The sequence below is a fragment of the Pseudobacter sp. genome (assembly GCF_051955275.1).
Lineage (GTDB): Bacteria > Bacteroidota > Bacteroidia > Chitinophagales > Chitinophagaceae > Pseudobacter.
Genome location: NZ_JBQCGW010000219.1, coordinates 77,491 through 83,755, shown reverse-complemented (window position 1 = coordinate 83,755; position 6,265 = coordinate 77,491). Strand labels below are relative to the sequence as shown.

6 protein-coding genes are annotated in these 6,265 nt (G+C 45.8%); 4 read left to right on the top strand and 2 right to left on the bottom strand.

The genetic code is table 11. The features are described from left to right. On the top strand, positions 1-856 hold an 856-nt coding region (locus ACTHMC_RS19205), incomplete at its 5' end, for a MutS-related protein (protein WP_440415535.1). Continuing rightward, positions 853-2,172: a MutS-related protein gene (locus ACTHMC_RS19200; RefSeq protein WP_440415533.1), complete on the top strand. Its 1,320-nt coding sequence runs from the start codon at positions 853-855 to the stop codon at positions 2,170-2,172. The genes ACTHMC_RS19205 and ACTHMC_RS19200, both read left to right, overlap by 4 nt. A gap of 206 nt (positions 2,173-2,378) precedes the next feature. Here ACTHMC_RS19200 and ACTHMC_RS19195 read toward each other — a convergent pair whose 3' ends face one another. Together ACTHMC_RS19195 and ACTHMC_RS19190 are read right to left on the bottom strand one after the other, a co-directional pair. Next, positions 2,379-3,203, bottom strand: a complete 825-nt coding sequence (locus tag ACTHMC_RS19195; RefSeq protein WP_440415531.1) for a hypothetical protein — start codon at positions 3,201-3,203, stop codon at positions 2,379-2,381. A gap of 8 nt (positions 3,204-3,211) precedes the next feature. Further along, entirely contained in the window at positions 3,212-4,066 is an 855-nt protein-coding gene (locus ACTHMC_RS19190) for a DUF488 domain-containing protein (protein WP_440415530.1), read from the bottom strand. Between the two features lie 287 nt (positions 4,067-4,353). Between ACTHMC_RS19190 and ACTHMC_RS19185 the strand changes: the two genes are divergently transcribed. Both ACTHMC_RS19185 and ACTHMC_RS19180 read left to right on the top strand, forming a co-directional pair. Continuing rightward, the gene (locus ACTHMC_RS19185) at positions 4,354-4,971 is read left to right on the top strand and encodes an RNA polymerase sigma factor (RefSeq protein WP_440415529.1); all 618 of its coding nucleotides are present in this window, start codon (positions 4,354-4,356) and stop codon (positions 4,969-4,971) included. A gap of 57 nt (positions 4,972-5,028) precedes the next feature. Next, the gene (locus tag ACTHMC_RS19180; RefSeq protein ID WP_440415527.1) at positions 5,029-6,201 is read left to right on the top strand and encodes a FecR family protein; all 1,173 of its coding nucleotides are present in this window, start codon (positions 5,029-5,031) and stop codon (positions 6,199-6,201) included. The last annotated feature ends 64 nt before the right edge of the window (positions 6,202-6,265 follow it).

Sequence of the window (6,265 nt, the reverse complement as noted above, 5' to 3'; positions counted from 1 at the left end):
GCAACCTGCATTACAGGAATCCGCCCCACAGAAACTGCCCTTCAATAAACTGGCAGATTTTGATAAGCTGCTCCGTTTCAAACAGCGTAACAACCTGCAGAAACTGCTGGCGCATATTTACCAGCTGGATGTTTACATTTCTGTTGCGCGTGTGGCGGTAGAGAAGAAGTTTGCGTTCCCTGTGGCAAAAAAGAAAGAAGAGCAAATGGTAGTGCTGGAGGATTTCTATCATCCGGCACTTCAGAACCCGGTGGTGAACACCCTTTCCATTACACCACAGAGTAATATCATCTTCCTCACGGGCGCCAATATGGCCGGGAAGTCCACTTTCATGAAATCACTGGGAGTGGCCATGTTCCTGGCACATATGGGATTCCCCGTGCCCGCTTCGCGCATGGAGTTTTCCGTACGCGACGGTATCTTCACCACCATCAATCTTCCGGATAACCTGGCGCAGGGCGCCAGCCATTTCTATGCGGAAGTGCTGCGCATCAAATCCGTGGCGGCTGAACTGAGTAAAGACAAATATCTCTTCGTGATCTTCGATGAGCTGTTTCGCGGCACCAACGTAAAGGATGCGTATGAGGCCACGGTGGCCATTACATCCGGCATTGCCAGGAGAAAGAATTGCATGTTTGTTGTGAGCACGCATATCATTGAAGCAGGTGCTGTGCTGCGCGAGAAATGCGATAATATCAATTTCATTTACCTGCCTACCCTGATGGAAGGTAACAGGCCCGTATATACGCACAAGCTGGCGTCGGGCATTACTTCAGACAGACATGGGATGGTGATCATCCGCAACGAAGGGATCCTGGATATTCTCACAAAGAAAAAAGCGGAGGTGGCATCATGAACTTCATAGCAGACAATCAAACACTGGAAGACCTGGCCCTGCTGGGCAAATTCAATCCCAATTCCGTTTTCAGCATCTTCAACAAAGTGAAAACGAGAGGAGGGGAGAAATTGCTGGATATGATGTTCCGGAATCCAATGACCAATGCTGCATCCATCAATGCAAGGAGTCAATCATTCCGGTATTATTTTGACAATAATGTTTCCCTGCCCGTCAGCGGTGATCTGGTGGAAAAAATGGAAGCCTACCTCGACGAGGCCCGTGGCGGCTCTTATGTGAGCAATCTCTGGACCAGCATGCGCAAGAGAGTGATGGCTACACTGGTAAAGGATGATAGCTATGGCCGCATAGAAGCAGGTGTACAGCATTGTATTGAATTCCTGCAGCAGTCAAAGAAACTTTTAACGGAGTTGGAGAAATTGCCCGGGAATGAAAAAGCACCCTGGAAAGCATGGGCAGATACGCTGCGCATCATCACCAGGCATACCGCACTGAACGATATGCCTGATGTAAAGGACGATCTGAGCCTGATGCAGGTTTCAAAACTGCATCATTTGTTAGGGCAGACACTGCGTGAACAATTGCATCAGTTGCTGGAGCTTACGTATGAGCTGGATGTGATGATCACGGTGGCAGAAGTGGCGCGTGTGCGCGCGTTCAGTTTTGCCACTGCGGAACAGGGGGAGCTGGCTGTTCTTGATGTTCAGGATCTGAGGCACCCATCACTGAAACAGGCAGTTCCCAATCATCTCCGCTTTGATACCGCAGGCAAAACATTATTCCTGACAGGGGCTAATATGGCCGGTAAATCAACGCTGATGAAATCGGCAGGCATTGCGGTGTACCTGGCGCATATGGGATTTCCGCTCGCCTGTTCCTCCATGCGCTTCACGGTATTGGATGGGTTGTATTCCTCCGTGAATGTGCCGGATGATCTCAATAAAGGGTATAGTCATTTCTATGCGGAAGTGCTGCGGGTGAAAACCGTGGCGTCCGAAGTGGCCTCAGAAAAAAAGCTCTTCGTGATCTTCGATGAGCTGTTCAAAGGAACGAACGTGAAAGATGCCTATGACGCCACACTGGCTGTGACAGCGGCTTTCGCTTCATTCCGCAAATCATACTTCATCATTTCCACCCATATCATCGAGGTGGGAGAAGAATTGATGCGCAACGACGACAGCATCCGGTTCGTATTCCTGCCTACTGTGATGAAGGGGACTGTTCCTACGTATACCTACAAATTGCAGCAGGGGATAACGGAGGATCGTCAGGGAATGATCATCCTGGAGAATGAGGGCATATTGAATATGTTGTAAAGCCACGAATGAATAATCCGTGCCCTGGCAGGGAGACTGGGAGCAGGATAATCCCGTTTATTTTCTGCTCCTGGTTCCTGCGTTTGGGGGCAGGTAAAAGTAAAAGGGGTGACCTTGCAATCACCCCTTTTGTTTCTAAATTGATTAGCTGCTTTCGTTCGCGAAATAGATGACTTGGAGCGCGTTTAATGTCTCATCCAGGAGATTTAGAATAATGATCGTTGAGCTTCTTTTTTAGGGTAAAAAACTCCAATAATTACAAATGGATTTTTCGCCCGGCGCATATGCCATTCTTTAGTTGTGCCCATAAAAAAATGAACATCCTTATTCTTAAACTCATTTTCATATTTTCCTTTGACCTTCTGAAGCGCTATTTCTTCATTGCCATTGGCCGCCCTTAGGCAATTCCAGTAAAGTGCACCAATTTCCCAATCTTCGATCATTAACTTCCGCTGCTTTCCGGTTTCGTCAGTGAAAACATAGCTGAATTTGTAGGGAAGTTTGGGCATTAGAATTTCTGGATCTTTATCCTGGTTAAATAGGTCGCCTTGTTTCCGAAGGTCTTTCCACTCGTCTTTCCATTCCCGATCAGTTTCCTCCCATTCTAATTTAATGATACTTGCTGGCTTGAACACGGCTAAGGAAACATTATCGGGAGCCTTAGAATCCTCAATTAACTTCTCCATATTGACGTACACATTTTGAAGGCAGGCAAGTTTTCTGGCCGCCCAATTATTTTGTGTGTCTAGGCTATCCAGGATTTTTAAGTCGCGGAAGTCGTAGTTTACCGGTGAGTGACTTTCAGGTCTGAAGTCATCCGTTCTTTTTTTGAGATCGATCTCGATCCAGGTGTACTTGAAGGAACTTACATGTCCTTTTTCTCTAAGGCCGCCTAGAAAACTAAATGGAACTGGATAAATCCTTATCATTTCTCCAGTTTCAAGCATTCCGGCGGTGCACACCAATTCATCGTGACTGCGAGAAGGTAAAGGATAAGTTGTAACAGTTATAAGAACTTTTTTTCTTGGCATGGGAAAGGTTATATATGTTTCACCTCATAACCAAAGCCCGGTAATTTGCTAATTGAATTTGCTAAATGACTTCTGTGGCATTGACAATGATCGGCTTCAAAGCAAGTTAAAGCAATTCTTTTATACTTGGTTAAAAAATATAATATGTTCTTTTGTGTATCGATTGTTTGAGTTAAATTATTAGCCCGATAATCTGCAAATAATTTATCATAGTCAGCCTGCGTGTTTAACGCTTGTCGTTTATCAGAGATAATGCCAACTTCAGGAAAGTGCATGTATCCTATTTCCAGACTTTCACAATATCGTTTAAGCAAGTTCTTACTAAAGCCAAATTTCATGCTAAGTGGATTGTTGCGAACATCAACGAGTAATTTCACGTCATTTTTTACCAAGCGATTCAGGTAGTTTTCTAAACTTCCGCCTTCATAGCCAATGGTAAATAAAACAGTGCTATCATTAACTGGACGTTGTTTTTGAACGTTAGCAAATTCCTGGTCGTTCAAGATAGATTCGGCTTTAATACTATTTATGGCCCAATATGGGAAGTTCCGATATGTATGCTTCATTAAGGCGTTGCTATCCATGGCTCCATAAAGAGTTTTGATGCTTTTAAGCTTGGCCAAATCATCACCTTTCAGCGACTTTAAATAACTTGTTTTATCAGTTTTTTGAAAGCTCACGTTTGTTTCTCCCAATAACCCTTTTGTAACCATAGTAGTCAAATCTGCATTTGCAGAGTGAGAGTAACAACCAAATTTATAAGGGATGAAATCATAATCGGCCTTTTCCTGCTTCTGCGAGAAAAGGAACAGGAGCTTCTGTAAGCGGATTTTTTCTAATTCGTCATTAAAAAGCTCAAGCAAGGACAAAATTATCTTACGTCTATAAAACATACGCAAAGTTACTACAGTTGAGCAAACGTCCGTCAATTTAAAATACTTGCCTTAAAGTAACAAGAATTTAATTGATTCGTCGCATTTGAACAGCAGCTTTTGAGTGACAATGACCATGTGTAACAGACCAATTTGAGTATCCGCAACATTCCAAGGCCCTTATCTTTAAAAGCTTTGGTAAATCAATGACTAATGTTGTTTGGAGCATACCAAAATTCCATTCACCTGCCTCCATCTTAATTATTTAATTTACTATTGTGGTCCTGATCATGTCATCCGGCCCGCACGATACCGAAAAAGAACTGCTGTCCCTCATCGCCGAAGGAAACGAAGAGGCTTTCAGAAAACTATTCTCCATATATATTCCCTTCTTACAACCTTCTGTCAAAAAACTGGTAAAAGACCCTGCCATGGTGGACGATATCCTCCAGGAAGTGTTCCTCCGCATCTGGGTGTACCGCGATAAACTTCCTGCTATCGAATCTCCCCGCTCATGGGTCCTGCGGATAGCTTATAACCGTGCTTTTACCTGGCTTGGCAAACAGGAAAAGAATGCCGCCAGACCGGTGACTGTAGAAACAGATTTGCAGGCGGCCAGCTTTGAAACCGAAGAACAGCTTGCCTTTCAGGCGCTCAAAGATCTGCTGGCCAAAGCCATTGACCAGCTGCCTCCGCAGCAACGCAGGATCTATCTGCTCAGTCGCAACAGCGAGCTGAATATGCAGGAGATCGCAGATCAGCTGGGCATTTCCGTTCATACCGTAAAGAATGCATTGGGCAAAGCCCTTCAAACCATCCGGGCCTATATCGAGGGCTCCGGCTATCCTATGGGTATGGTCCTTATCTTTTTTCTGCATTTTTTTTACCCGGAGTAGTACCAAATGCAAAAACCGGGGGTCTGCTCTGTTCCGGGTTCACTAATCTTATCTTATATGCTTGATACCAGGATGCAAATATTGATCGGCAGGATTGCAGACGGCAGTGCCGTTCCCGCTGATTATCATGAAATGGCTGAATTGCTGCAATCAGATCAGTCGGGAACGCTGGCAGCTGCGCTGCATGAGCGTCTGTCTGCCGGAGAGCAGGAAGAACCTTTCGATGTGTTGAAATGGCAGCAGGTAGCCAACGGGATCCTTGCTGCAGACAAAGCAGCGTTGAAGCCGGTCCGGGGAGGAGGCTTTCTCCGGAAACTGAGCTGGGCCGCCATTTTTGTACTGGTAGCAGGCTCGATAGTTTTCTGGTTGCAACGCAAAAACCAAAAGCCCGAAGAGGGTCGGGCGATAGCTGTAAAGGATATCAACGCGGGCTCAAGCGGCGCTATCCTGCAACTGGCCGATGGGTCAACCATCGTGCTTGACAGCATGCAGAATGGCGTAGTGGCCCAACAGCAACGCACAACCGTAGTATTGCAGGATGGAAGTATTCGTTATAATGCTTCCGGTATCTCAGGTGATGAAACTGCTTTCAATACCATGATCGTTCCAAGGGGAAGACAGTACCGGATTACCCTGCCGGATGGCTCTGACGTGTGGCTCAATGCTGCCAGTTCCATCCGCTACCCGGTAGCGTTTGCTAAGGACCAGAGGATAGTGGAACTCACAGGCGAAGCGTATTTCAGTGTAAAAAAAGATATGGGAAGGCCGTTCCATGTAAAGGTCAATAACAGAATAGAGGTGGAGGTACTCGGTACAGCATTCAATGTGAATGCTTATGAAAATGAGCAGCGGATCGCTACCACTTTATTGGAAGGAAGTGTGAAAGTATTGAACACAACTGCTCCCCAGCCGAAGTGGACAATATTGAAGCCTGGCCAGCAGTCTTTATCCACCGGTCAGCATCAGGAAGTATTGAATGAAGTGGATACCGATAAAACTATCGCCTGGAAAAACGGGCTCTTCAACTTCAATGGCGCAGGCCTGCATGAAGTGATGCGACAGCTGGAACGCTGGTATGATATTGAAGTGGAGTACGAAGGCAAGGTGCCTGATATGAAGTTCGAAGGAAAGATCACCAGAGGTGTGTCATTGAAAGGCGTGTTGAGCGGACTTGAGAAATCAGAAGTCCGTTTCCGTCTCGAAGGAAGAAAACTAATTGTAAAGCCATAAATACAATCCGTACACTATGTTGGTGGCGGGCCTGAGGCAACGGGCCTGCCGCTGACAAAAAAGA